The following is a 22,004-nucleotide window of genomic DNA, read 5'->3' on the forward strand; positions in this document are numbered from 1 at the left end:
GAAGTCGGAAACTATTTGGCTTTGCATTGTTATCTCCATGTCATTCAAGCAAGTGCTTGGTAGGAGTGTAAGGGCTGGTTTGAGCGCTGGCAATACGGTTAAAACAAATGTTCAAGTTTTGTTCGAGGTCTGTTATGTTTCGCTGCTGAATCGCGTGGGGGAACTCATCGCAAGCGCGGTGGTCTAGTCACAGTCCACATACAACGACCACAAACACGACTAGTGGGCAAATCAGGGAGCATAACAACGACATGAGTGATCGGGATCTCGATCAACAGTTGGTGGAGCGTGCCCAGCGAGGTGAAAAAAGAGCTTTCGATCTGCTTGTTGCCAAGTATCAGCGACGTCTCGCTAGGTTGTTGTCGCGGTTTATCCGCGACGGCGCAGACATCGAGGATGTGACGCAAGAGGCGTTTGTCAAAGCGTATCGTGCCTTGCCGTCGTTTCGTGGCGAGAGCGCGTTTTACACATGGCTGTACAGAATCGGCATCAATACTGCCAAGAATTTCCTTAGCGCCTCCGGACGTCGTCCGGTGGTCAACAGTGAGATAGAGGACGAGGACGGCGAGAGCTTCGACATGGCGTCGCAGTTGCCCGACCTGAACACGCCCGAAACCGAGCTGATGAACAAGGAGATTCTGGCAACGGTCAATGCCGCCGTGGAGGCTTTGCCGGAGGAACTAAGAACCGCAATTTCGCTCAGGGAAATGGACGGTCTATCCTACGATGAAATCGCCAAGGTGATGGATTGCCCGATAGGCACCGTGCGCTCGCGGATTTTCCGGGCGCGCGAGGCGATTGCTGCCGAGCTCAGGCCTTTGCTGGATACGGCCAAGAACAGAAGGTGGTAGGTATGAAAGAAACGATATCCGCGATGATGGATGGCGAACTGGACGACTCTGACATAGGCAGAGCCATCGCCTCCATTTCATCTGACAAGCAACTGGATGCCGCCTGGGGCGAGTATCACTTGATTGGCGACGCGATGCGCGCCAACCGCATGGTTGCGCTCAATGTGCGAGAGCAGGTCGCCAGCCGGCTGGCGGACGAGCCCACGGTGCTTGCGCCGCGGCGCTGGTTGCGCCCGGCGCGCGGCCGCGCTGCAGGCGGGGTGGCCTTGGTCGCCAGCGTCCGCACCGCAGGCGCGGTGGCGCTGGCCGCCAGCGTGAGCTTCGCCGCCGTGGTGGGCTGGCAGCAGCTCTCGCACCGCGGCGAGCCGGCCTCGCTGGTGGCGGACAAGGGCGTGCCGGTGCAAGTGGCCCAGCCGGCGCAAGCCAGCCAGCCCGAGCGCGACGACCCCTATCTGCTGGCTCATCAGGAAGTGACCTCCGAACAAGGCAATATGAAAGTATCCTACGGAAACGGAGCTCGCCGTTAAATGCGTGTAATTCCTCTGATCAGTTTGATGGTTGTGGCGGCCGCGCCTGCCGCCCATGCAGAGGATGACTGGCAGCTGCTGCGCAATGTGGCGGCTGCCGGACGCCAGCAGGCGCTGAACGGCACCTATCTGCACCAGATGAACGGCACGCTGGAAACCTTCCACATCGTCAGGGAAGGCCAAGGCGAAGCCATGCGGGAAAAGCGGACGTCCTTGGACGGGCCTTCCCGCGAAATTGTCCGCAAAGGCAATGAGCTGGCCTGTTTCGCGCCGGACAAGAAAGCCTTGAACGCAGCCAAGATCAGCGCGATGCGCCTGTTTCCGGCCTTGCTGCCGGAGGACATGAGCGAGATCAACCAGTCGTATGCGCTCAAGCACGTGGGCAGCGACCGGGTGGCTCAGCGCGATTGCAATCTGCTGGAGCTGCGGCCCAAGGACAGGCAGCGCTACAGCCTGCGCATGTGCGTGGAGCCGCTGACCTCGCTGCCTTTGAAGATGGTGACCTTGTCGCCCAAGGGCGAGGCGGTGGAGCAGTTCACCTTCACTGACATCGACCTGAACGGCCCCAAGGACAAGCGAGCCTATCGGCCCAAGTTCGCGCAGAAGTTCCTGTTGCGCTCCGGCGGCGCGTCGACGCCGCAGGCCGGCGCGCAAGTGGACAACGATGTGTCTGGGCTGCCCAACGGCTTCCATCTGCTGCGCTCGGTGCAGCGCAGTCTGCCGGGCCAGGCGGGCAAGTCGGTGCGCCACATGGTGTATTCCGACGGCTTGGTGATGCTGTCGCTGTTCGTCGAGACGCAGCCGGAAGGCGCGCGGCTGGAACGTAGCAGCAATCTGCACGGCGCCATCAATATGGCCACCGGTCCGCAAGGCAGCTATCAGCTGACCGCGGTGGGCGATATGCCCGAGCCGGCGATGATGGGGCTGCTGAAAGGGTTGAAAGTCAGCCTCAAGCCATGACGGCCAAGCTCGTGGACGTTCCTGCAAGCCCGTTCGGAGGCCTGGCCTCCGGCGGCGCGCTTGCGCGGAACGGACCGGGCGGCGCCGGCGCCTTGACGCCGGCTTTCCTGTTTTTCTCGGCGGCGAACGCCGCGGCCGGGCGCCTGGCGCGCGGCCGGTTCGACGCTGAAATTCCCCAGCCGGCTTCCGCCGGCGCGTCTCAAACACAACATATCAAGATGGAGCGCTCATGCCGGTTAAAAAACTGATTGTTTCCGCCATGCTGGCGGCCTCTATTATGGCGGGCGCGGTGCCCGCTGCAATGGCCGCGGAACTGCCGGACTTCAGCCAGATTGTCTCTAACGAGGGCAAGGCCGTCGTCAACATCAGCACCAAGTCCACGGTGCGCGAGGTCAGCAACGATCTGCCCGAGGGCATGAGCGGCGACCCCTTCTTTGAATTCTTCCGTCGTTTCGCGCCGCCGCGCGCCCAGGAGCGGCAAGAGTCGTCGCTGGGTTCCGGCTTCATCATTTCCGCCGACGGCTATGTGCTGACCAACGCGCACGTGGTGGCCCGCGCCGATGAAATCACCGTCAAGCTGACGGACAAGCGCGAGTACAAGGCCAAGGTGATAGGCTCCGACGCCCGCACCGACGTGGCGCTGTTGAAGATTGAGGCCGACAAGCTGCCGGTGGTGCGCCGCGGCGACGCCAACGCCTTGAAAGTGGGCGAAGGCGTGTTGGCCATCGGTTCGCCGTTCGGCTTCGAGAACACCGCCACTTCCGGCATCGTCTCCGGCAAGAACCGCATGCTGCCGGATGAAACCTTCGTGCCCTTCATTCAGACCGACGCCGCGATCAATCCCGGCAATTCCGGCGGCCCGCTGTTCAACGCCAGGGGCGAAGTGGTGGGCGTCAATTCCCAGATCTTCAGCCGTTCCGGCGGTTTCATGGGCATTTCCTTCGCCATCCCCATCGACGTGGCGATGGACGTGGTGGCTCAGCTGAAGGCCAAGGGCCATGTCAGCCGCGGCAAGATCGGCGTGGTGATCCAGGAGTTGAGCCAGGATCTGGCCGCCTCCTTCGGTCTGGCCAAGCCGGCCGGCGCGTTGATCAACGCGGTGGAGCCGGGCGGCCCGGCGGCCAAGGCCGGCGTCAAGCCCGGCGACATCATCCAGCAAGTGGACGGCAAGCCGGTTGAATCCGGCTCCGATCTGCAGCGGCTGATCGGCAGCATTCCGCCCGGCAAGCCGGTGACCTTGGGCCTGTGGCGCGCTCGCGCCGCGGTGTCGGCCAAGGTGGTGCCGGTGGAGCAGCAGGATCAGGACCCGAGGCTGGCGCAGCGCGAATACCGCGGCTCGCAGCAGGAACGTCCGGCCGAGCAGAGCTTCTCGCAGATCGGCTTGCGGCTGCAGGTGCTGAATCCGGCGCAGTTGCAGCGCGCCGGCATCAAGTACGGCCTGCTGGTGCGCGGCGCCAATAATGTGGCGATGCGCGCGGGCATTCAGCCGGGCGACGTGATCGTGGGCATCGGCAGCGAGCCGCTGGCCAATGTCGAGCAGCTGAAGTCCGCCTTGTCCGCGGCCAAGAAGGGCTCGTCGATCGCGCTGCAAGTGCTGCGTCAGGGGATTACCCAGTTCATCCCGCTGCCGGTGGGCGACGGCAAGTGAGACTGACGCTGTATTTCCGCGAATACTGCAGCTTGTGCCATCAGATGCTGGCCGAGCTGCAGCCCTGGCGCGAGCGCTACGGCTTCGAGCTGGACGTCGTCGATGTCGACGCCGACCCGGAGCTGGAGCGCCGCTTCAACGAACTGGTGCCGGTTCTGATGGCGGATGAGACCGAAATCTGCCATTGGCGCCTGGATCAGGCCGCATTGGCTGCACATTTGGGCGAAATCGGCTAAAATCCGCGCCAGTGTGAGTTTATATCGGGGGCACTTGGGTGCCCCCGCTTGCTGGATGGGCTGTTAACGGCTTTAGAGGTCGCAATCCTGATGATGAGCCGCTTTCATCAGGCCCGCGGCTTCCATCGGCAGTTCCGGGCACGCTAGCGTGCCCTTATCTTTTGCTGGATATCATGAAAAACATTCGAAATTTCTCGATCATTGCCCATATCGACCATGGCAAATCGACCCTGGCCGACCGCTTCATTCAATTCTGTGGCGGCCTGGAAATGCGCGAAATGAGCGCCCAGGTGCTGGACTCGATGGACATCGAGAAAGAGCGCGGCATCACCATCAAGGCGCAGACCGCGGCCTTGAGCTACAAGGCGCGCGACGGTCAGGTCTATAACCTGAACCTGATCGACACCCCCGGACACGTGGACTTCTCCTATGAAGTGTCGCGCTCGCTGTCCGCCTGCGAAGGCGCGCTGCTGGTGGTGGACGCCTCGCAAGGCGTGGAAGCGCAGACCGTGGCCAACTGCTACACCGCTATCGAGCTGGGCGTGGAAGTGGTGCCGGTGCTGAACAAGATCGACCTGCCGGCCGCCGAGCCGGAGCGCGTCAGCCAGGAAATCGAAGACATTATCGGCATCGAGGCGGCGGACGCGGTGCGCGCTTCGGCCAAGTCCGGCATCGGCATCGAGGACATTCTGGAAGAAGTGGTCAGCAAGGTTCCGCCGCCAAAGGGCGATGCGGGCGGTCCTCTGAAGGCTTTGATCGTCGACTCCTGGTTCGACAACTACGTCGGCGTGGTGATGCTGGTGCGCGTGATCGACGGTTCGCTGAAGCCCAAGGACAAGATCAAGTTCATGGCCACCGGCGCCGAGCATCTGTGCGAACAGGTGGGCGTGTTCACGCCCAAATCCGTCCAGCGTCCGAATCTGAACGCGGGCGAGGTGGGTTTCGTCATCGCCGGCATCAAGGAATTGAAATCGGCCAAGGTCGGCGACACCATCACTCTGGTGTCCAAGCCGGCCACCGAGGCGCTGCCGGGTTTCAAGGAAGTGCAGTCCCAGGTATTCGCCGGCCTGTATCCGGTGGAAAGCCACGACTACGAGGCGCTGCGCGACGCGCTGGAAAAACTGCAGCTGAACGACGCTTCGCTGAAGTACGAGCCGGAAGTGTCGCAGGCGCTGGGCTTCGGCTTCCGCTGCGGCTTCCTCGGCCTCCTGCACCTGGAGATCGTGCAGGAGCGCCTGGAGCGCGAGTTCGACATGGACCTGATCACCACCGCGCCCACGGTGAACTACGAAGTGGTGATGAAGGACGGCGTGGTGGAAGTGGTGTCCAACCCGTCGCGGATGCCGGACGCCGGCAAGTACGACGAGTTGCGCGAACCCATCATCACCTCCACCATTCTGGTGCCGCAAGACTATGTCGGCGCGGTGATGACGCTGTGCAACCAGAAGCGCGGCGTACAGCGCAATATGCAGTACATGGGCCGTCAGGTGATGCTCACCTACGATCTGCCGATGAACGAAGTGGTGATGGACTTCTTCGACAAGCTGAAGTCCACCAGCCGCGGCTACGCCTCGCTGGATTACGAATTCAAGGAATTCCAGAGCGCCGATCTGGTCAAGCTGGATGTGCTGGTCAATGGCGAGAAGGTCGACGCGCTGTCGCTGATCGTGCACCGCGCCTCCAGCGTCTACCGCGGCCGCGAACTGGTGTCCAAGATGCGCGAACTGATTCCGCGTCAGATGTTCGACATCGCGGTGCAGGCGGCCATCGGCGGCCACATCATCGCGCGCGAGACGGTCAAGGCCTTGCGCAAGAACGTGTTGGCCAAGTGCTACGGCGGCGACATCACCCGTAAGAAAAAACTGCTGGAGAAGCAGAAGGCGGGCAAGAAGCGCATGAAGCAGGTGGGCAATGTGGAAATTCCGCAGGAAGCATTCCTGGCAATCCTTCAAGTAGGGGACAAATAAGTGGGCGGAAATCTGTTCTGGGTGTTTGTCGTGGCGGTGGCGATCGGCGGCATGCTGATCGCTTTTGGCGGCAAGAAGCAAGAGGGCGCCAAGGATTGGCCGCAGGCGGTGCAGTGGGGCTATCTGGCGGTGCTGATCGGCGGCTTCGGCCTGCTGTCCAACTATATGAGCTTCACCGCGGTGATGCTGGTCTTCGTGCTGATCACCGGCGCGGTATGGCTGGCGGACAAGCTGGTGCTGGCCAAGCGCCGCGCGGCGGAGACCCCGGCCGGCCATTTCGTCGACTATTCTCGCGGCTTCTTCCCGGTGATCCTGGTGGTGTTCCTGCTGCGCTCCTTCATCGCCGAGCCGTTCCAGATTCCCAGCAGCTCGATGCGTCCGGGCCTGGTGGTGGGCGATTTCATCCTGGTGAACAAATTCACCTACGGCTTGCGCGTGCCGGTGCTGAACACCGTGTTCGCGCCGGTGGACAAGGTGGAGCGCGGCGACGTGGTGGTGTTCAACTTCCCGCCCAACCCCAAGGTCAACTACATCAAGCGCGCCATCGGCCTGCCGGGCGACGTGGTCGAGTACCGCGACAAGCGCCTGAGCGTCAACGGCAAGCCGCTGCCGGACGCCGACGACGGCAACTACGAATACCTGGAGCAGGGCTTGATGATGATCAACGCCAAGCGCTACAAGGAAACCATGGGGTCGCGCACGTACTCGGTGCTGAACAACGACGGTTCGCCCACTGTGGCTTTGAGCCAGGTGCAGGACTTCCCGTTCCGCGACAACTGCCGCTATGATGACAATGGTTTTGTCTGCAAGGTGCCGGCCGGCCATTACTTCATGCTGGGCGACAACCGCGACAACAGCCTGGACGGCCGCTACTGGGGCTTCGTCAACGACAAGCTGATGGTGGGCAAGGCCTTCATGATCTGGATGAACTTTGGCGACCTGTCCCGCATCGGCAAAACCATTCACTGATAAACGCAAGATCGCAAGCTCGGAGCGCATTATGCATTTCAGTCGTCAGAAGGGCCTGTCGCTGTTTTCCGTACTGCTGGTGATGATCGTGCTGGGCGCGATCCTCGTGCTGGGCATGAAGGTGATGCCGGTGTACTCGGAGTACGCCGAGGTGCGCCAGGCGATCACCGCCTTGTCCGCTCAAAGCAATGTCGGCGAGCTATCCGTTCGCCGGGATTTCAACCAGCGGGCGGGCGTGGCCGGCATCGCCTCGATCAAGGGTGAAAACCTGGTGGTGGTGACCGGCGGCAATTACGTGTACATCCGCGCCGCTTATCAGCGCGAAGTGCCCTTGTTCTCCAATGTCAGTCTGCTGTTCAAATTCGATACCCAAGCGGGCCAGCCCCCGCAATAAGCCAAGTGATACCAACCGACAATAGATTCCGGCGCCTGAGTCAGGCGCTGGATTACGCATTTCAGAAGCCGGAGTTGCTGCGTCAAGCCTTGACGCATCGCAGTTACGGCGCCGGCAACAACGAGCGTTTCGAATTCGTGGGCGACAGCATCCTCAATTACACCGTCGCCCGCATGCTGTTCGATCAATTTCCCAAGCTGACCGAGGGCGAGCTGTCGCGGCTGCGCGCCAATCTGGTCAACCAGAACACCCTGGCCGAAATCGCCCACGAGCTGAAGCTGGGCGATTACCTGTACCTGGGCGAGGGCGAGCTGAAAAGCGGCGGTTTCAACCGTCCGTCCATCCTCGCCGACGCGCTGGAAGCCACTTTCGCCGCGGTCAGCTTCGACTCCGATTTTCTGCGCGCCGAGCAAGTGGTGCGCAGGCTCTACGCCGAACGCGTGTCCTCGATCGACACCAGCCGCCAGGCCAAGGACGCCAAGACCCGTTTGCAAGAAGCGCTGCAGGCGCGCAAGCTGGCCTTGCCCAAATACCGGATACTGTCGCAAAGCGGCGAAGCCCATGAGCAATGGTTCCGCGTGGAATGCGACCTGGGCGAGCTGGCGATAGGCTCCACCGGCGAAGGCGGCAGCCGCCGCGCCGCCGAACAGCAGGCCGCCGAAGCGGCGCTGATCCTGCTGGAACAAAAACTCGCTGCGAGCAAGAAACGTATATGACTGACATCCAATATCACTGCGGCTTCGTCGCCATCGTCGGCCGTCCCAACGTCGGCAAGTCCACGCTGATGAACCATCTGATCGGCCAGAAGATCAGCATCACGTCCAAGAAGGCGCAAACCACGCGTCACCGCGTCACCGGCATCCACACCGAGAACAACGCCCAGTTCGTCTTCGTCGACACCCCGGGTTTCCAGACCTTTCACAAGGGCGCGCTCAACGAAACCCTGAACAAGAGCGTCAAGGACTCGCTGGGCAGCGTCGATTGCGTGCTGTTCGTGCTGGAGGCGATGCGCTTCACCGGCGCGGACCGCGAAGTGATGGCCTTGCTGCCCAAGCGCACCCCGGTGATTCTGGTGGTGAACAAACTGGACAAGGCCAAGGACCGCGACGCGCTGCAGGCCTTCATCGCCGAAGTGCAGGCGGAATTCGCCTTCGCCGGCGTGGAAGTGGTCAGCGCCAAGCACGGCCAGCGCCTGAGCGAGCTGCTGGAGCAAGTGCGTCCGCATCTGCCGGAATCGATGCCGCTGTATCCGGAAGACATGGTCACCGACAAGAGCGAACGCTTCCTGGCCGCCGAGATCGTGCGCGAGAAGCTGTTCCGCTACCTGGGCGAGGAGCTGCCGTACGAAATGAACGTGGAAGTGGAAATGTTCGAAATGGACGGCGAGCTGCGCCGCATCCATATCGGCGTGCTGGTGGACAAGGAAAACCAGAAGCCCATCGTCATCGGCCGCGGCGGGGAGAAGCTGAAGAAAATCTCCACCGAGGCGCGGATGGACATGGAAAAATTGTTCGACGGCAAGGTCTTCCTGCAGGTCTGGGTCAAGGTCAAATCCGGCTGGGCCGACGACGTCCGCTTCCTGCGGGAATTCGGCCTGGACTGAAGCCCTCATGCACTATCATTTGGCGCCGTCCTGTTGGACGGTGATTTTTTCTCTGCAGCAAGGGCAGGACTTGCCCGGCAGCCGCGACTTGCTGGAGCGCATCGCCCGGCTGGCGCCCTGCCAGGCCGGCTTCCTGGGTCTGGAGCGCGGAGAGCCGGGACGGGACACCGTGTCCTACTGGGACAGCGTCGAGGCCATCGCCGCCTGGCGTCAGTGCGCCGAGCGCCTGATCGCCCAGCGCTACGGACCGGAAGCCTGGTATCGGGTATTCGCTTTCAATGTGAGCGCGGCCGCGGTGTGCCCGCGGCCGGCGGCCGGGGGCGCCGGATGAGCCAGCCGGGCAGGGTGGATCGCCAGCCGGCCTATGTGTTGCACGCGCAGCCCTACCGGGAAACCAGTTTGCTGGTGGAGGTGCTCAGCCGCGACCACGGCCGTTTTTCGGTGGTGGCGCGCGGCGCGCGGCGGCCGCGGGCCGATCTGCGCGGCCTGCTGCTGCCTTTCCAGCCCTTGACCCTGTCCTGGTTCGGCAAGGCCGAACTGCGCACCCTGCACAGCGCGGACTGGGACGGCGGCGTGCCGCAGTTGTCCGGACTGCCGCTGATCTGCGGTTTTTATCTGAACGAATTGATGTTGAAGCTGACCGCGCGCGACGACCCCGAACCGCGCGCCTTCGCCGTTTACGACGCGGCGGTGCGCGGCCTGGCGCGGCAAGGCGGTCTGGCCGCGGTGCTGCGCCGCTACGAATTGCGGCTGATCCAGGTGTTGGGCTACGCGCCCAGCCTGCTGCGCGACGGCGACGGCGCGGACGTGGACGCCGGACTTGATTATTGGTGCCAGGGCAACGCCGCGCCGGAGCGCGACGCCGGCCAGAGCCTGGAGCGCGGGCTGCGGCTCAGCGGCGCCAGCTTGCTGGCGATAGAGGCCGACGATTACGCGGCTGCGGCCACCCGGCTTGAAGCGCGGGCGCTGATGCGAGTATGGTTGACCGCTTTATTGGGCGAGGAGCCGCTGGCTTCGCGCGAACTGTTACAGGCCGTCAATTCGCTGTCGGATTGAGGCCAAGCTATCGGGAGTGAATATGATTCTGTTGGGCGTAAACATCGATCACGTCGCCACCTTGCGCCAGGCGCGCGGCACCCGTTATCCCAGCCCGGTGGAGGCCGCGCTGGTGGCGGAAACCGCCGGCGCCGACCTGATCACCCTGCATCTGCGCGAGGATCGCCGTCACATTCAGGACGCCGACGTGGTGGCGATGCGCCAGGTGGTCAAGACCCGGGTCAACCTGGAAATGGCGATGACCGAGGAAATGCTGGCCAATGCGCTGGCGGTGAAGCCGGAAGACGTGTGTCTGGTGCCGGAAAAACGCGAGGAAGTCACCACCGAGGGCGGCCTGGACGCCATCGGCCATTTCGCCGATGTCAGCCGCTACACCCGCAGCCTGCTGGACGCCGGCATCCGCGTGTCCATCTTCATCGATCCTGACCGCGCGCAGATCCAGCGCGCCTGGGACGCCGGCGCGCGCGTGGTGGAATTGCATACCGGCGCTTACGCCGACGCCCATGACGCCGCGGCGCGCGACGCCGAGTTGGCGCGCATCCGCGACGCCGCCGCCTTCGCCGCCGAGCTGGGCATGGTGGTCAACGCCGGCCACGGCCTCAACTACCACAATGTGCAGCCGATCGCCGCCATTCCGCAGATCGCGGAACTGAATATCGGCCACGCCATCGTCGCCCAGGCGCTGTTCGTCGGCTTCGCCGAGGCGGTGAAGGAGATGAAGACGCTGATGGCGGCCGCGCGCGGCTGATTCCGGTGCCCACCGTCGTCTCCCACGCCCTGGCCGGCGCGACGCTGGCCGGCCTGTGCGCGCCGCGTCCGCTGCGCGCGCCCGGCATGGCCGGCTGGCTGCTGCTGTGCGGCGCGGCGGCGATGCTGCCGGATCTGGACGTGATCACTTTCAAGCTGGGCATTCCCTATGCCAGCCCCTGGGGGCATCGGGGCATCTCTCATTCGCTGACGCTGGCCTTGATCGCCGGCGGCGCGCTGGCCGCGCTCGGGCGCCGCTGGTGGTCGCGGCTGGGGCTGGGGCCGCTACGCGCTTTTGTCGTGCTGAGCCTGGCGGTGGCCTCCCACGCCTTGCTGGACATGTGGACCGACGCCACCCATGGCCCGGCTTTGGCGATGCCCTGGCATCCGGGGCGCTTCTTGTTTGATTGGCGGCCTATCGAAGGCTCGCCGCTGACGCCCGGCCGCTGGCTGGGCCCCAAGGGGCTGCGGGTGCTGAGTTCGGAGCTGCTTTACGTCTGGCTGCCCTGCCTGCTGCTGTGGCTGTCCCGCGCTTTTTGGCTGAGCGGGCGCGGGGAGGGCGGACGATGATTTACGGCATCGGCACCGATCTGGTGGACATCGAGCGCATGCGGGGGATGTTCCAGCGCTGGGGCTTCAAGCTGGGGCGGCACATGCTGGCCCCGGCCGAGCGGCGGGCTTTCGCCGACAGCGCCGATCCGGCGCGCTTTCTGGCCAAGCGCTTCGCAGTCAAGGAGGCCTTGGCCAAGGCGCTGGGCACCGGGGTGCGCGCGCCGGTGTTGCTGACGGCGATCTGGGTTGAGCATGATGAATGGGGTAAGCCGCTATTGGCGCTAAGCCCAGAATTGGAAGAATTTTTAAGCCGGCGCGGCGTGGGCGCGCGTCATCTGTCCATCAGCGACGAACGCGGCCACGCGCTGGCTTTTGTGGTGCTGGAGCGCTCCGCGCCCGGCTAAGAACGTGTTTACGATCTCGCGAGCAAGGGCGAGACAAGGCGTTGCGGCTGAAAAAGCGGAGTGTACACACGGTACATGAGCATTTTGAAGACGTGCTCACCGTGTAACGCTCCACAAGGCGTTGCGGATCGTAAACAGGTTCTAAGAGAGAGAGCAAACCGATGCAGCAGACTCAACAGAACGCGGCCTTGCCGCGCGGGCCGGTAATGGCGGGCGTGGCCGGCCTGCGGCTGACGGACGAAGAGAAACAGCGCTTGGCGCATCCGCTGGTGGGCGGGGTGATCCTGTTCCGCCGCAACTTCCAGGACATCGAGCAGCTGAAGGCGCTGACCGCGGAAATCCGCGCCTTGCGCAGCCCGCATTTGCTGATCGCGGTGGATCACGAGGGCGGCCGGGTGCAGCGCTTCCTCGACGGCTTCACCCGTCTGCCGCCGATGCAGGTGCTGGGCAGGATGTGGGAGCAGGACCGCGCGGCGGCCTTGGAGCAGGCGGAGAACGTGGGCTATGTGTTGGCCGCCGAGCTGTCCGCCTGCGGCGTCGACCTGTCCTTCACCCCGGTGCTGGACCTGGATTGGGGGCGCTGCGCGGTGATAGGCAACCGCAGCTTCCACCGCGATCCGGTCATTGTGGCGGAACTGGCCGAAGCCTTGCAGCGCGGCCTGGCGCGCGGCGGCATGTCCACTTGCGGCAAGCACTTCCCCGGCCATGGCTTCGTCGAGGGCGACAGCCATCATCTGATGCCGGAGGATGGCCGCAGCCTGGCCGAGCTGGAGGCGGACGATCTGGTGCCCTTCGGCCGCCTGGCGGCCGCCGGCATGGGCTCGGTGATGCCGGCGCATGTTCTGTACCCGGCGGTGGACGCGCAGCCGGCCGGTTTCTCGCCGGTGTGGCTGCAGCAGGTGCTGCGCGGCCGGCTGGGCTTTGACGGCGTGATCTTCTCCGACGCCTTGGACATGGAGGGCGCGGCCGGCGCCGGCGACTTCGTGCAGCGCGCCGACGCGGCCTTGGCCGCTGGTTGCGATATGGTGCTGGTCTGCAACGATCCCCGGCAGACCGATCTGATCCTGGCCCATCTGCGGCCGCCGGCGCAGCCGGAACTGGCGCGGCGGCTGGAGCGCATGGCCGGCAAGGCGGCGGATTGGGCGGCGGAGCTGGCCGGCCCGGCCTTCGCCGCGGCACGCGTCCAGGTGGAGCGTTTGAACATGCCGGCGGACGCGATGCGCGGGCCGGACGTGGGCGAGGCCAATTAAGCGTGACGCTTGCTTAGAGCGGCTAACAAACCCCTGATGCTGCGTTGCGCCGACTTGTCGTACTCAAGTACTGCCTGCGTCGGCGCGCCTTGCCTCAGCCGTGAAACTGACAATGTTAGCCGCTCTTAAGGGGGGAGCGGAAAACGTCTTTTGCCACGGAAGGCCACGGGAGCAGTCAAGGTCTGTGGTTGCTTTTGCCACGGAAACACACGGAAAAACACGGACCAAAGACGGTAGAAGGTTTCGTGGGCCTCCTGGCCGAAGGAGTTGTCTTTTGCCGTGTCTTCCGTGTGTTTCCGTGGCTAATAAAGGTGGCTAAACAAACTGCACCGGCACGTAGAAGTCTCGCCCCGGGCGGCTGACCAGCACTTGCGGCTGGCCCTGGATCACCGCGCGGAAGGCGCGCGGCAGCCGGCGCCAGTCCATGAACTTCATCTTGATGCTGTCGTACTGCGCTTGAGTGTGTTCCATGGTGTTCTCCCGAAGGTTCAGTCCACTTTGTGGATGACGTTGGTGACGACGCCCCAGATATGGAAGGCGGCGTCTTCCGGCACCGGAATCGGCTGGAATTCCGGGTTTTCCGGCAGCAGGCGGATGCCTTTGGCGGTTTTTTCCAGCCGCTTCACCGTCAGCTCGCCATTGAGCGCCGCCACCACAACCTTGCCGTTGCGCGCCTCCGTCGCGCGGTCCACCACCAGCAGGTCGCCGTCGTGGATGCCGGCGCCCAACATGGATTCGCCCTTGACCGTGACGAGGAAGGTGCTGCCCGGCCGCGGCGCCAGCCTGGCGTTGAGGTCCACGTCGTCTTCCTTGAGGTCATCCGCCGCCACCGGCGAGCCGGCCGGCACGCTGTTGGCGAACAGCGGCAGCGACAACTCGCTGAGGTGGCGCGCCAGCGTACGCACGTCGTCGGCCTGGGCGTTGTGGGCGGTGCGCCAGCTGCGGTAATCGCGCAGCCAGTCTTCCAGCACCGGTTTCAACGGTTCCGGCACGCGGAGGGCGACGGTCTTGTCGCCGCCGTAGCTGGATTTGCGGCCGGCGCCGCTGCGTTTGCCCCCATGGCTCATTGGCTAATCCTCTGTAATGCAAGCAGATTTGATTGTGTACATTATCAAAGCCCAGGGCAAGTTTTTTTTGAGCGCGCCGGCGGCGGGCGCAAAAAAGCCCGCTGAGGCGGGCGGGTTTCGGCGGGCGGGCGGCGGCTTCAGAGCCGGTAGAAGCAGCGGGCGCAAACCGCGCGGTAGCGGGCATTGCCGCCGATTTCCACCTGCGGGCCCTCCTTGACGCGGCGGCCATCGGCGTCGATGCGAATGTGCATGGTGGCTTTTTTGCCACATTCGCAAATGGTCTTGATCTCTTCGATTTCGTCGGCCAGCGCCAGCAGCATGCCGGAGCCGATGAAGGGCTCGCCGCGGAAATCGGTGCGCAGGCCAAAGCAGATCACCGGGATGTTGCGGGTATGGGCCAGCTCATGCAACTGGTGCACCTGTTCCGGGGTGATGAACTGGGCTTCGTCGATCAGGATGCAGGCGGTCTGGCCGAAATCCTCGGCCAGGAAGTTCAGCTCCGGCGAGAAGGTGCGGGCGTCGCGCTGCAGATTGAGGCGGGAGGTGATCTTGCCGAAGCCGTAGCGGTCGTCCATCGCGCTGGTGAACAGCGCCACGGTCTTGCCCATGGATTCGTAGTTGTTGGCGATTTGCAGCAGCTGGGTGCTCTTGCCGCTGTTCATCGCGGCGTAGCGGAAAAAGAGTTTTGCCATCGATGGGTTCTCGCTGGGGCTTAGGGCCTGTTTACGATCTCGCGAGCTAAGGGGAAACAAGGCGAAAACGGTTGAAGAAGCGGAGTGTACAAGAGGTACATGAGCATTCTGAAGCCGTACTCACCGTGTAACGCTCCACGACGCGCAGTAGATCGTAAATAGGTTCTTTAAAGGTCACCGCCGGTTTCCAGCACATAGCTGGCGCCGGCATCCTGCGCCAGATGCTGGGCGAGGTAGGGCAGCACTTCGCGCAGCGTCTGCGGCAGCGTCCACGGCGCGTTGAGGATGAACATGCCGCTGCCGTGCATGCCGAAGCCGTCGCTGGACGGCTTTTGCACGTGCAGTTCGGCGCGCAGCCAGTTCTTGGCGCCCAGCTTCTTCATTTCCTTGGGCAGCTCCTTCATCTCCGCGCGTTGCAGGCAGGGATACCAGACCGCGTAGACGCCGGTGGCGAAGCGCTTCAGGCTTTCCTTCAGCGCGGTGATCACGTGCTGGTAATCGCGCTTGTCCTCGTAGGGCGGGTCGATCAGCACCAGCGCGCGGCGCGGCGGCGGCGGCAGGATCGCCTTGATCGCCTCGAAGCCGTTGGCCTGCTGGATTTGCACGCGGCGGCCGGCGTCGGCGAAGGTGTCGGCCAGCAGCTGGTGGTCGGTGGGGTGCAGTTCGAACAGGCGCAGCTTGTCGCTGGCCGGCATCACTTCCGCCGCGCACCAGGGCGAGCCGGGATAGAGCTTGAGTTCGCCGTCGGCGTTCAGGCTGCGCACTACCTCGACGTAGTTGGCGACGGCTTCCGGCAGGTCGTCGCGCCGCCATAGGCGGGCGATGCCGGATTCGAATTCGGCGTTCTTGGTGGCGTAACCTTCCACCAGCGAGTAGGCGCCGGCGCCGGCATGGGTGTCGATATACCAGTAGGGCTTGGCTTTCTGGCCCAGGTAGTTCAGGAGTTCGATCTGGATCAGATGCTTGAGCACGTCGGCGTGGTTGCCGGCGTGGAAGGCGTGGCGGTAACTGAGCATGGCTGCGGGATATGGCGTTCGTCAGCCGCGAATTGTACCGGATTCGGCGTGGCCGCGCAGCGCGTCCTCCAGCGCGGCGCGCCAGCCCAGTTGTTCCGCAAGCTGCATGAAATCGTCGGCCGGCGGCGCTTGCAGCCAGAGCGGCTGCCCGCTGTCAGGGTGGCTCAGCCGCATTGCGACGCAGGCCAGCAGCAGGCGCCGGCTGCCGAAATGCTCGGCGAACATGCGATTGTGGCGGCCCTTGCCGTGGGTGGCGTCGCCGATGATGGGGTGGGCGATGTGCTTCAGATGACGGCGCAGCTGGTGGCGGCGGCCGGTGTGAGGCGTCAGCTCCAGCAGGCTGTAGCGGCTGCTGGGGTAGCGTTCGACCTCGATCGGCAGCTCGATGCGCGCCAGCGTGCGGTAATCGGTGACGGCGGCCTGCGGCGCGGTGTCCACGGTTTCGCCTATCCATTCCAGATCGTCCGGGCGGCGGCTCAAGGGGTAGTCGATGCGGCCGGCGTCGTCGGCGTGGCCGCGGACCACGGCGATATAGCGCTTGTCCACCTGCTGGCGTTCGAACTGCCAGCTCATTTCGCGGCACATGTCCTTGTCCAGCGCGAACAGCAGCACGCCGGAGGTGCCCTTGTCCAGCCGGTGCACCGGGTAGACCCGCTGGCCGATCTGGTCGCGCAGCAGCTGCACGGCGAAGCGGGTTTCGTTGCGGTCCAGCGCGGTGCGATGCACCAGCAGGCCGGAGGGCTTGTGAATGGCGATCAGCCGGTCGTCGCGGTAAAGAATGGGCAGCATGGGGCGGCTTGAAGCGGGTGGGGAAGGCCGGCATTGTAGGCGTTGCCGGCCGGCTTTGGAAGGCGCGCGGGCGACGGACGATGCCCTTGTGCTGTAGTTTTATGTCTTACGCTTCCATTACGCGAAAACAACAGCGGTTTGTCATGCTATTGGCGTTTTTGTGCGCGGACTCGGGCTTTGCCGGCTTTCGTTGCGACATGATATTTCAAAGTAGAGAGGAAGTTGTTTACAGGCCATGGGTGCGTCATTACAATTCGCCGCGCTCAAACAAGAATGACAGGGCGGCGTCTGTGCCGATTGCGATCCCGTTTGCCACGGGATGGCGGCAGGACCGCATCCGCGCAACCAGGCGTGTAGTTGCGACGCTACATGACAAAGGGTTGGCGGGCGCTTTGCTTCGCTGCACGACACGGGAACCACAGGGGGTGATCGACGTGCGGGTTGACCAACAAACTCCATAGAGTCATAGAGATGAAAATCCAGCTGAAACGAATGAGCTTTGCCGTAGCGGCCGCGGTGTTGTCCACTTCCGCCTTCGCCAAAGAATTCTCGCCCGCCGTGGTCTACGACATGGCCGGCAAGTTTGACAAGAGCTTCAACGAGTCCGCGTACAACGGCGCCGAGCGTTTCAAGAAGGAATTCAAGATCAACTACCGCGACGGCCAGATCGCGTCCGAAGCCCAGAAAGAACAGCTGCTGCGCAATATGGCGCGCCGCGACGCCGACATCGTGGTGGCCATCGGCTTCTCCTTCACCCAGGCGGTGGAAACCGTGGCCAAGGAGTTCCCCAAGGTCAAGTTCACTCTGATCGACGCCGTGGCAAAAGGTTCCAACGTTCAGAGCATCGTGTTCAAGGAACAAGAAGGCGCCTTCCTGACCGGCGTGGCCGCGGCGATGGCCTCCAAGAGCGGCAAGGTGGGCTTTGTCGGCGGCATGGACGTGCCGCTGATCCGCGCCTTCGGCTGTGGCTATGTGCAGGGCGTCAAGTTCACCAACAAGAACGCCAGCGTGATCCAGAACATGACCGGCACCACCCCGCAGGCCTTCAACGACCCGGCGCGCGGCACTGAGCTGGCCAAGAGTCAGTTCGACCGCGGCGTGGACGTGGTGTTCGCCGCCGCCGGCGGCACCGGCCTGGGCGTGCTGCAAGCCGCCAAGGCCGCCGGCAAGTACTCCATCGGCGTGGACAGCAACCAGAACCATCTGTACCCGGGTTCGGTGCTGACCTCCATGGTCAAGCGCGTGGACGTGGCGGTGTTCAACACCTTCAAGGACGCCAAGAACGGTTCCTGGAAGCCGGAAGTCAAGGTGCTGGGCCTGAAGGAGGCCGGCGTGGATTGGGCGCTGGACGCCAACAACCGCAAAGTGATCACTCCTGCGATGGAGAAGAAGATCAACGCGGCCAAGGCGGACATCATCGGCGGCAAGATCAAGGTGGTGGATTACCGCGCCAACAACAGTTGCCCGATGCAATAAGCTGAGCTGAGTTTTCCCTGATCCGTTTCGGGGACGCAGGCACGATGCATTCCATCGTGCCTGTTTGTTCATGCCGGAGCGGAATCAGGTTGACCCTAACCAGGGAATATGAATAAGCATGACCGAGTTTGCCATTGAGCTGGCGGGCATCAACAAGAGTTTTGGTGCCGTCAAAGCCAACCGCGACGTCTCGATGAAAATCGCCAAGGGCACCGTCCATGGCGTCATCGGCGAAAACGGGGCCGGTAAATCCACGTTGATGAGCATTCTGTACGGCTATTATCAAGCCGACAGCGGCGCCATCCGGGTGAACGGCAAGGAAGCGCCGATCCGCAACAGCCAGGAAGCCATCGCGCTGGGAATCGGCATGGTGCATCAGCATTTCATGCTGGTGGACACCTTTACCGTGCTGGAAAACATCGTGCTGGGCGCCGAAGGCGGCCTGGTGCTGAAAAAGGGGCTGGACGAGGCCCGCGAGCATCTGAAAGAGCTCAACCGCAATTACTCGCTGGAGGTGGATCCGGACGCGCTGGTGGGCGATCTGGGCGTGGGCCTGCAGCAAAGGGTGGAAATCCTCAAGGCCTTGTACCGCGGCGCCGACGTGCTGATTCTGGACGAGCCCACCGCGGTGCTGACGCCGCAGGAAGCCGATCACCTGTTCCATATCCTGCGTTCGCTGAAGGCGCAGGGCAAGACCGTGATCCTGATCACCCACAAGCTGCGCGAGGTGATGGACATCACCGACGGCGTCAGCGTGATGCGGGCCGGCACCGTGGTGGCCAATGTCGCCACCTGCGACGTGGACAAGGAAAAGCTGGCGGACTTGATGGTGGGCCGCAAGGTCAGCCTGAAAGTGGACAAGGCCGAGCGCGAGCCGGGCGCGGCGGTGCTCAGCGTCAAGAATCTGTGCCTGACCGACGCGCGCGCGGTCAAACTGCTGGACCAGCTGAATTTCGAAGTGCGCGCCGGCGAGATCGTCGGCATCGCCGGCGTGTCCGGCAACGGCCAGTCGGAACTGTTGGAAGTGCTGGCCGGCATGCTGGAGCCCAGCGCCGGCGAGATGGTCTACAAGGGCGAAGACCTGCTGCGCCGCCGTTGCGGCGGCGAGCCGCGCGCCGCGCTCTACCGCAAGCTGGGCATCGCCCACGTGCCGGAAGACCGCTCGCGAGAGGGCCTGGTCAAGGCCTTCTCCAGCTATGAAAACGCCATTCTCGGCTATCACGGCGAAACCGGCCTGGGCCGCGGCCCGTGGTATTCGCGCAAGCGGCTGTTGGCGCGCACCCGCGACTTCATCCAGCAATTCGACATCCGCCCGGGCAATCCGCTGCTGCGCGTGGGCCTGCTCTCCGGCGGCAATCAGCAGAAAGTGGTGCTGGCGCGTGAAATCCACGCCAATCCGGACCTGTTGCTGATCGGCCAGCCGACGCGCGGCGTCGACATCGGCGCGATCGAGTTCATTCACAAGCGGCTGGTGGAACTGCGCGACGAGGGCAAGGCCATTTTGCTGGTCTCGGTTGAATTAGAAGAAATCCTGGCGCTGGCCGACCGCATCCTGGTCATGGCCGGCGGACAGATCTCCGGCGAAGTGGCGGCCAAGGACGCCGACACCATTTCGCTGGGCCTGCTGATGGGAGGGCACAAGCATTGAAATTCGGACAACCTTCCACCTTGCCGCGCTGGGCGCAGCTGACGGTGCTGCCGGCGCTTAATCTGATGGCGGCGCTGCTGGTGACCGGCCTGGTCACCTGGCTGATAGGCGAAGACCCTTGGGAATGCCTGAAGCTGCTGATCAACGGCGCCTTCGGCTACGGCGAGGGCATAGGCTACACCCTGTTCTACACCACCGGCTTCATCTTCACCGGTCTCGCGGTGGCTACCGCCTTCCATGCCGGCCTGTTCAATATCGGCGGCGAAGGCCAGACTTATCTGGCCGGTCTGGGCGCCACCCTGGTGGTGCTGGGCTTCGACCACAGCCTGCCGCCGGCGGTGCTGGTGCCGCTGGCCATCCTGGCGGCGATGGGCTTCGGCGCGGCCTGGGCCTTCGTGCCGGGCTGGTTGCAGGCCAAGCGGGGCAGCCACATCGTGGTGACCACCATCATGTTCAACTTCATCGCTTACTCCTTGATGTTGTACCTGATCAGCCATCACTTGATCGAGGCTGGCTCGCAGAACCCGACCACGCGCGAATTCGGCCAGGCGGCCTGGATTCCCGCCATCCATGAAGTGGCGGCGCGCTTTGGCGTGGAGATTCCCACCTCGCCGCTGAACCTGAGCTTCGTGATGTCCTTGCTGGCCGCCGCGCTGTTCTACCTGGTGGTGTGGCATAGCCGCTGGGGCTTCGAACTGCGCACCGTGGGCACCAGCGAACCGGCCGCCCGCTACGCCGGCATGAGCGTCAGCCGCGTCATCATCCTCGCCATGTGCGTGTCCGGCGCGTTGTCCGGTCTGGCCGCGGTCAACGAGCTGATGGGTTCCGCCCACCGCATGAATGTGATGTTCACCAACGGCGTGGGCTTTGTCGGCATCGCCGTGGCGCTGATGGGGCGCAACCACCCGGTGGGCATCATCCTGTCCGCGCTGTTGTTCGGCGCCTTGACCCAGGGCGGCTCCGATCTGTCTTTTGAGAAGCCGATGATCACCCGCGAGATGATCATCTTCATCCAGGGTCTGATCATCCTGTTCTGCGGCGCGCTGGAAAACCTGTTCGAGCCGTTCATCGCCGGCCTGTTCAAGCGCAAGGACGACAAATAATGGAAATCTTCTTCAGTCTGCTCGATTCCACGCTGCGCGTGGCCACGCCGCTGATCCTGGCCGCGATGGCCGGCATGTTCTCTGAACGTTCCGGCGTGGTGGACATCAGCCTGGAAGGCAAGATGCTGGTGGCGGCCTTTGCCGCGGCCGCCGCGGCCTTCGCCACTCAGAACCCGTGGATAGGCATGGCCTGCGGCATCGCCGCCTCGGTGGCGATGGCGATGATCCACGCCTTCGTGTCCGTCACCTACAACGGCAATCAGCTGATTTCCGGCATGGCGCTCAACACCGTCGCTTCCGGCATCACCCCGGTGCTGGGCCTGGCCTGGTTCCAGCAGGGCGGCAATACCCCGCAGCTGCCGGACGAAGGCCGCTTCCACGAGATCGCGCTGCCGTTCGCCCATGAGCTGCGCGAGGTGCCGTTGCTGGGCCAGCTGTACAGCAAGCTGCTGTCCGGCCACAGCATCCTGGTGTATCTGACTCTGTTCCTGATCGTGCCGCTGGTGGCCTGGGTGTTGTACAAGAGCCGCTTCGGCCTGCGTCTGCGCGCCGTGGGGGAGAACCCGCACGCGGCGGACACCGCCGGCATTTCGGTGGCCAGGGTGCGCTACACCGCCTTGTTCTGGGGCGGCGTGTTGTGCGGCATCGCCGGCACCTATCTGTCGGTGTACCAGACCGGCAGCTTCATCAAGGAAATGACGGCTGGCAAGGGCTTCCTGGCGCTGGCCGCGTTGATTTTCGGCAAATGGAAGCCGCTGCCGGCGGTGCTGGGCTGCCTAGTGTTCGCTTTCGCCGACGCCATCCAGATCCGTCTGGAAGGCGTGGCGCTGCCGGGCATCGGCCAGATCCCGTCCCAGGCCATCGCGGTGATTCCCTATGTGCTGACCGTCTTGCTGCTGGCGGGCTTCGTCGGCCGCGCGGTGGCGCCCAAAGCGATAGGCATTCCCTTCGTCAAGAGCCGTTGACCGGCTTTTGAGACAGGTCGGAAACCGCCAGCGGGCTTTGCCCCTGGCGGTTTTTTGTTTTATATCGCATACGGGAACCTTGCC

General features: G+C 63.7%; 26 protein-coding genes. 21 read left to right on the forward strand and 5 right to left on the reverse strand.

Annotated features, from left to right (window positions below; translation table 11 throughout):
• The first annotated feature begins 251 nt into the window (after window positions 1–251).
• The 17 genes from rpoE to nagZ all read left to right on the forward strand — a co-directional run bounded on the left by rpoE (window position 252) and on the right by nagZ (window position 13,164).
• Window positions 252–851, forward strand: coding sequence for an RNA polymerase sigma factor RpoE (gene rpoE / locus JC616_RS09760; protein WP_043641588.1), 600 nt, complete (start codon window positions 252–254; stop codon window positions 849–851).
• Between the two features lie 2 nt (window positions 852–853).
• Window positions 854–1,378 (forward strand): sigma-E factor negative regulatory protein, encoded by a 525-nt coding sequence (locus tag JC616_RS09765; protein ID WP_107799407.1) that lies wholly within the window; start codon window positions 854–856, stop codon window positions 1,376–1,378.
• Complete coding sequence (locus tag JC616_RS09770; RefSeq protein WP_107799406.1) at window positions 1,379–2,338, forward strand: MucB/RseB C-terminal domain-containing protein; 960 nt, start codon at window positions 1,379–1,381, stop codon at window positions 2,336–2,338.
• On the forward strand, window positions 2,335–2,586 hold the full coding sequence (locus JC616_RS09775) for a hypothetical protein (protein ID WP_227107976.1): 252 nt from the start codon (window positions 2,335–2,337) through the stop codon (window positions 2,584–2,586). The genes JC616_RS09770 and JC616_RS09775 overlap by 4 nt, the downstream gene beginning before the upstream one ends.
• Window positions 2,568–3,986 carry a DegQ family serine endoprotease gene (locus JC616_RS09780; RefSeq protein ID WP_107799405.1) on the forward strand — a complete coding sequence of 473 codons (1,419 nt, stop codon included), beginning with the start codon at window positions 2,568–2,570 and terminating at the stop codon, window positions 3,984–3,986. The genes JC616_RS09775 and JC616_RS09780 overlap by 19 nt, the downstream gene beginning before the upstream one ends.
• Window positions 3,983–4,222, forward strand: a complete 240-nt coding sequence (locus JC616_RS09785; protein WP_107799404.1) for a glutaredoxin family protein — start codon at window positions 3,983–3,985, stop codon at window positions 4,220–4,222. Before JC616_RS09780 ends, JC616_RS09785 begins: the two co-directional genes overlap by 4 nt.
• A 173-nt stretch (window positions 4,223–4,395) precedes the next feature.
• Window positions 4,396–6,189, forward strand: a complete 1,794-nt coding sequence (gene lepA / locus JC616_RS09790; RefSeq protein WP_107799403.1) for a translation elongation factor 4 — start codon at window positions 4,396–4,398, stop codon at window positions 6,187–6,189.
• Window positions 6,190–7,158 carry a signal peptidase I gene (gene lepB, locus JC616_RS09795; RefSeq protein ID WP_199225869.1) on the forward strand — a complete coding sequence of 323 codons (969 nt, stop codon included), beginning with the start codon at window positions 6,190–6,192 and terminating at the stop codon, window positions 7,156–7,158. It begins immediately after the preceding gene.
• 31 nt (window positions 7,159–7,189) lie between these two features.
• A complete protein-coding gene (locus JC616_RS09800) occupies window positions 7,190–7,552 on the forward strand; it encodes a DUF4845 domain-containing protein (RefSeq protein ID WP_227107978.1) in 363 nt (120 codons plus the stop codon).
• Window positions 7,549–8,268, forward strand: coding sequence for a ribonuclease III (rnc, locus tag JC616_RS09805; RefSeq protein ID WP_370445214.1), 720 nt, complete (start codon window positions 7,549–7,551; stop codon window positions 8,266–8,268). Before JC616_RS09800 ends, rnc begins: the two co-directional genes overlap by 4 nt.
• Complete coding sequence (gene era, locus JC616_RS09810; protein ID WP_048410780.1) at window positions 8,265–9,155, forward strand: GTPase Era; 891 nt, start codon at window positions 8,265–8,267, stop codon at window positions 9,153–9,155. Before rnc ends, era begins: the two co-directional genes overlap by 4 nt.
• Before the next feature lie 7 nt (window positions 9,156–9,162).
• Window positions 9,163–9,486 carry an antibiotic biosynthesis monooxygenase family protein gene (locus tag JC616_RS09815; RefSeq protein WP_227107979.1) on the forward strand — a complete coding sequence of 108 codons (324 nt, stop codon included), beginning with the start codon at window positions 9,163–9,165 and terminating at the stop codon, window positions 9,484–9,486.
• Entirely contained in the window at window positions 9,483–10,211 is a 729-nt protein-coding gene (gene recO, locus JC616_RS09820) for a DNA repair protein RecO (protein ID WP_227107980.1), read from the forward strand. The genes JC616_RS09815 and recO overlap by 4 nt, the downstream gene beginning before the upstream one ends.
• A gap of 22 nt (window positions 10,212–10,233) precedes the next feature.
• On the forward strand, window positions 10,234–10,959 hold the full coding sequence (gene pdxJ, locus JC616_RS09825; protein ID WP_227107981.1) for a pyridoxine 5'-phosphate synthase: 726 nt from the start codon (window positions 10,234–10,236) through the stop codon (window positions 10,957–10,959).
• A gap of 5 nt (window positions 10,960–10,964) precedes the next feature.
• On the forward strand, window positions 10,965–11,528 hold the full coding sequence (locus JC616_RS09830; RefSeq protein WP_227107982.1) for a metal-dependent hydrolase: 564 nt from the start codon (window positions 10,965–10,967) through the stop codon (window positions 11,526–11,528).
• Window positions 11,525–11,914, forward strand: coding sequence for a holo-ACP synthase (acpS, locus tag JC616_RS09835; RefSeq protein ID WP_227107983.1), 390 nt, complete (start codon window positions 11,525–11,527; stop codon window positions 11,912–11,914). Before JC616_RS09830 ends, acpS begins: the two co-directional genes overlap by 4 nt.
• A gap of 161 nt (window positions 11,915–12,075) precedes the next feature.
• A complete protein-coding gene (nagZ, locus tag JC616_RS09840; RefSeq protein ID WP_227107984.1) occupies window positions 12,076–13,164 on the forward strand; it encodes a beta-N-acetylhexosaminidase in 1,089 nt (362 codons plus the stop codon).
• A 315-nt stretch (window positions 13,165–13,479) separates the two neighbouring features.
• On the opposite strand, the gene JC616_RS09845 is transcribed toward nagZ, so the two are convergent.
• From JC616_RS09845 to JC616_RS09865, 5 genes are all read right to left on the reverse strand, one after another.
• Window positions 13,480–13,635 (reverse strand): hypothetical protein, encoded by a 156-nt coding sequence (locus JC616_RS09845; RefSeq protein WP_167604380.1) that lies wholly within the window; start codon window positions 13,633–13,635, stop codon window positions 13,480–13,482.
• 17 nt (window positions 13,636–13,652) lie between these two features.
• Window positions 13,653–14,231, reverse strand: a complete 579-nt coding sequence (locus JC616_RS09850; protein WP_107799396.1) for a LexA family protein — start codon at window positions 14,229–14,231, stop codon at window positions 13,653–13,655.
• Window positions 14,232–14,368: 137 nt separating this feature from the next.
• Window positions 14,369–14,923, reverse strand: coding sequence for a thymidine kinase (locus JC616_RS09855; RefSeq protein WP_227107985.1), 555 nt, complete (start codon window positions 14,921–14,923; stop codon window positions 14,369–14,371).
• 167 nt (window positions 14,924–15,090) lie between these two features.
• Window positions 15,091–15,939, reverse strand: a complete 849-nt coding sequence (locus tag JC616_RS09860; protein ID WP_019102592.1) for a 23S rRNA (adenine(2030)-N(6))-methyltransferase RlmJ — start codon at window positions 15,937–15,939, stop codon at window positions 15,091–15,093.
• Window positions 15,940–15,960: 21 nt separating this feature from the next.
• On the reverse strand, window positions 15,961–16,728 hold the full coding sequence (locus tag JC616_RS09865) for a tRNA pseudouridine(65) synthase TruC (protein ID WP_227107986.1): 768 nt from the start codon (window positions 16,726–16,728) through the stop codon (window positions 15,961–15,963).
• A 492-nt stretch (window positions 16,729–17,220) separates the two neighbouring features.
• Between JC616_RS09865 and JC616_RS09870 the strand changes: the two genes are divergently transcribed.
• The 4 genes from JC616_RS09870 to JC616_RS09885 all read left to right on the forward strand — a co-directional run bounded on the left by JC616_RS09870 (window position 17,221) and on the right by JC616_RS09885 (window position 21,920).
• Window positions 17,221–18,204 (forward strand): BMP family lipoprotein, encoded by a 984-nt coding sequence (locus JC616_RS09870; protein WP_107799392.1) that lies wholly within the window; start codon window positions 17,221–17,223, stop codon window positions 18,202–18,204.
• Window positions 18,205–18,322: 118 nt separating this feature from the next.
• Window positions 18,323–19,852 carry an ABC transporter ATP-binding protein gene (locus JC616_RS09875; protein ID WP_227107988.1) on the forward strand — a complete coding sequence of 510 codons (1,530 nt, stop codon included), beginning with the start codon at window positions 18,323–18,325 and terminating at the stop codon, window positions 19,850–19,852.
• Complete coding sequence (locus JC616_RS09880) at window positions 19,849–20,955, forward strand: ABC transporter permease (protein WP_227107990.1); 1,107 nt, start codon at window positions 19,849–19,851, stop codon at window positions 20,953–20,955. Before JC616_RS09875 ends, JC616_RS09880 begins: the two co-directional genes overlap by 4 nt.
• Entirely contained in the window at window positions 20,955–21,920 is a 966-nt protein-coding gene (locus tag JC616_RS09885; protein WP_107799390.1) for an ABC transporter permease, read from the forward strand. The genes JC616_RS09880 and JC616_RS09885 overlap by 1 nt, the downstream gene beginning before the upstream one ends.
• The last annotated feature ends 84 nt before the right edge of the window (window positions 21,921–22,004 follow it).

This window comes from Chromobacterium rhizoryzae (genome assembly GCF_020544465.1).
Classification (GTDB): Bacteria; Pseudomonadota; Gammaproteobacteria; order Burkholderiales; family Chromobacteriaceae; genus Chromobacterium.